Below are 288 nucleotides of genomic sequence, written 5' to 3'. Positions count from 1 at the left end.
ATGGTCTGTGGTTGCTGGGTAGTGTATGGCACACTGTTGGGTCCTGAGGCAACAGGACCGGGGTGGTTCCGTGGCTGGTCTTTTTGGCTGGTGCGGGGCTTGTCCGGGTTTGTTTGTTTCTGGTTTCCTGGCTGCACCGAACACACGGTTGCTTTTCNATGGTCTGTGGTTGCTGGGTAGTGTATGGCACACTGTTGGGTCCTGAGGCAACAGGACCGGGGGAGCGTAAGGCTTGTCCGGGTTTGTTTGTTTCTGGTTTCCTGGCTGCACCGAACACATGTGTGCTCT

Origin of the sequence: Arthrobacter sp. Leaf141 (assembly GCF_001424565.1) — a bacterium.
Classification (GTDB): Bacteria; Actinomycetota; Actinomycetes; order Actinomycetales; family Micrococcaceae; genus Arthrobacter.
This window is presented reverse-complemented; position numbering follows the sequence as displayed.